General features: G+C 39.1%; 3 protein-coding genes and 1 riboswitch. Of the genes, 2 read left to right on the forward strand and 1 reads right to left on the reverse strand.

Features of this window, described 5'->3' with window-relative positions:
• Window positions 1-155: 155 nt before the first annotated feature.
• Window positions 156-1,466 (reverse strand): phosphomethylpyrimidine synthase ThiC, encoded by a 1,311-nt coding sequence (gene thiC / locus JQM81_RS13305; protein WP_235234283.1) that lies wholly within the window; start codon window positions 1,464-1,466, stop codon window positions 156-158.
• A gap of 174 nt (window positions 1,467-1,640) precedes the next feature.
• Window positions 1,641-1,749, reverse strand: a riboswitch (TPP riboswitch).
• Window positions 1,750-1,922: 173 nt separating this feature from the next.
• Here thiC and mscL point away from each other — a divergent pair.
• Together mscL and JQM81_RS13630 are read left to right on the forward strand one after the other, a co-directional pair.
• The gene (gene mscL / locus JQM81_RS13310) at window positions 1,923-2,357 is read left to right on the forward strand and encodes a large conductance mechanosensitive channel protein MscL (protein ID WP_235234284.1); all 435 of its coding nucleotides are present in this window, start codon (window positions 1,923-1,925) and stop codon (window positions 2,355-2,357) included.
• Window positions 2,358-2,458: 101 nt separating this feature from the next.
• A complete protein-coding gene (locus JQM81_RS13630; protein WP_268826667.1) occupies window positions 2,459-2,587 on the forward strand; it encodes a hypothetical protein in 129 nt (42 codons plus the stop codon).
• Window positions 2,588-2,652 lie beyond the last annotated feature (65 nt).

Here is a 2,652-nt window from a genome sequence, read left to right on the forward strand (position 1 = left end):
AAATCATCAAGATTTCGGGGTGAATCAGCCTGGTCACAAAATATCTGCTTCTTTTCCTGTTATGGATTCTTAGCGAAGGACTCCGCAATGGCAACCATCCCATCCATCCTCTCGCCGTACACACCCATTACCAACTAACTCATCTAAATTCCCATTTACTCGTCAAAAATACTTACAATTTCTCCATCCAGGATTCGATTCGTATTTTTTACTGCGCAGAAGTTTCCACACATACTACAGGTGTCTTCTTTTTCTGGTTTTGCTTCTTCACGATAACGACGTGCTTTTTCAGGATCCATGCTAAGCTTGAACATTGCTTCCCAGTCAAGGCGTTTTCTTGCTTCACTCATCTGATAATCCCAATCTGTTGCGCCAGGAATTCCTTTTGCTATATCAGCTGCGTGTGCTGCGATTTTTGCAGCTACGATACCTTCCTTTACATCAGCAGCATTTGGAAGACGTAAGTGTTCAGCCGGAGTGACATAACATAAAAATGCAGCGCCAGATGCAGCTGCGATTGCGCCTCCAATAGCAGAAGTAATATGGTCATATCCAGGAGCAACATCGGTTACCAATGGACCAAGTACATAGAACGGTGCACCATGACACAAGGTTTTTTGAATTTCCATATTTGCAGCGATCTGATTCATAGGCATATGTCCAGGTCCTTCAATCATAACCTGTACATCCTTGGCCCAGGCACGCTTGGTCAGTTCTCCCAGGGTAATCAACTCCTCGATTTGTGCGGTATCAGTAGCATCTGCAATACAGCCTGGACGACATGCGTCTCCAAGGCTCATCGTAATATCATATTCACGACAGATATCAAGGATCTCATCATAATGTTCATAGAACGGGTTCTCTTCCCCGGTCATTTCCATCCAGGCAAACATAATGGAGCCTCCGCGAGATACGATATTCATCAGACGTTTGTTCTGTTTAAATCTTGCAGCCGTTGCGCGATTCATACCACAATGAATCGTCATAAAATCCACACCATCTTCTGCATGCATTCTTACAATATCCAGCCATTCCTGCGCAGTAATCTGTCCCAACGGTTTGTGGTAATAAACGACTGCATCATAAATTGGAACTGTACCGATCATGGCAGGGCATTCTTGTGTGAGTTTACGACGAAAACTTCTGGTATCTCCATAGGAACTTAGATCCATGATTGCCTCTGCTCCCATTTCTACAGCAGAACGTACCTTCTCATACTCCATATCCACATCTTTCCAGTCGCGGGAGACTCCTAAGTTGACATTAATCTTTGTAGTTAACTTAGCGCCTACTCCGCTTGGATTCAAAGAAGTGTGTTTTTTGTTGCATGGAATGATAATCTCTCCTTTGGCAATTGCATTGCGCAGATCTTCTACATCCCAGTGTTCTTTTTCTGCAACAATTTTCATTTCAGGTGTGACGATACCCTGACGGGCAGCATCCATCTGTGTTGTGTAACCAGACATATTCTTTTCCTCCTTCACTTTGCTTTTAATGAACATATTCATTAAATTTTATAGTGCGGCAAAAGGTGGTGCTCCCAATCTGCCGCATGAGGTATTGAGAAAGAGCAAAAGTGTGCATTCTCGCGAAATGTTTTTATAAAACAAAAAACGGTACGCAAAGGAAGCATACCGTACATAATTCATACTTTATGTCCCTACGTTGGCATTATCCAAATCAGGTCATGGGTTAAAGCACACTAGCTTACTCTCAGCCTGCTTAAAGCAAGCACCCCTTTTATACTTAGTTATTATATCGTGCTTTTTTGTGAAATACAATAACAAATTATTGAATTTGATTTTCAAGGAAAGAATGATGCGTCTGTTAATATCAGAAAATGTAGTAATTATTCTGTACAGTTTATAGACTATTTATTATAATGATTAATAACAGTTCGATCATAAGGAGGAAGACGAAAGATGAAAAACTTTATAAAAGAATTTAAGGAGTTTATCAGCCGTGGCAATGTCATGGATATGGCAGTAGGTATTATCATAGGCGGTGCGTTTACCAGTATTGTGTCTTCATTTGTAGAAGATATCATCAATCCAATTCTTGGATTATTTGGAGGAATGAATTTTGACAAGCTGTCCTGGAATATTCTTGGTGAGGTGACCTTGAATTATGGAAAATTTTTAACAGCTGTCATCAATTTCCTGATTATGGCATTAGTACTGTTTATAATCATCAAAGCAATGAACAACGCTGCTGCAAAGTTTGCACCGAAAAAAGAAGAGGAAGAAGCGCCTGTAACGACAAAAACTTGTCCGTTTTGCAAAAGTGAGATTGCAATTGATGCACTTAGATGTCCACATTGCACTTCTGTGCTAGAGGAAAGTCCGGATTTAACATAGACTTAAACGTGATTTCATATAATAAAAATAATTCTACGATAAATTATCTTTATCAAAAGATATATTAAGTATTATATGAACCATGAAAGGATGTCTGTGTTATGCGTAAAGAGAGAAGAAACCGGAAACAGATTAAAAACGATATGATAAGGTACTATTCCAGCATGGAATCTAAAGTTGATCCAAAAGCAAAAGAAATATTTAAAAGAAAACCATATAAAGTAGCTTAGATTCAAAAATCTCCGTGACAAAATCACGGAGATTTTTTTTACATGAATTTAACATAGATTATAAA

This window comes from Faecalicatena contorta, from assembly GCF_021531895.1.
Taxonomy (GTDB): domain Bacteria; phylum Bacillota; class Clostridia; order Lachnospirales; family Lachnospiraceae; genus JAFBIX01.

Excerpts from the sequence above, each read along its gene's own strand:
- mscL (WP_235234284.1), top strand. The coding sequence starts at position 1,923 with ATGAAAAACTTTATAAAAGAATTTAAGGAGTTTATCAGCCGTGGCAAT.
- JQM81_RS13630 (WP_268826667.1), top strand. The coding sequence starts at position 2,459 with ATGCGTAAAGAGAGAAGAAACCGGAAACAGATTAAAAACGATATGATA.
- thiC (WP_235234283.1), bottom strand. The coding sequence starts at position 1,466 with ATGTCTGGTTACACAACACAGATGGATGCTGCCCGTCAGGGTATCGTC.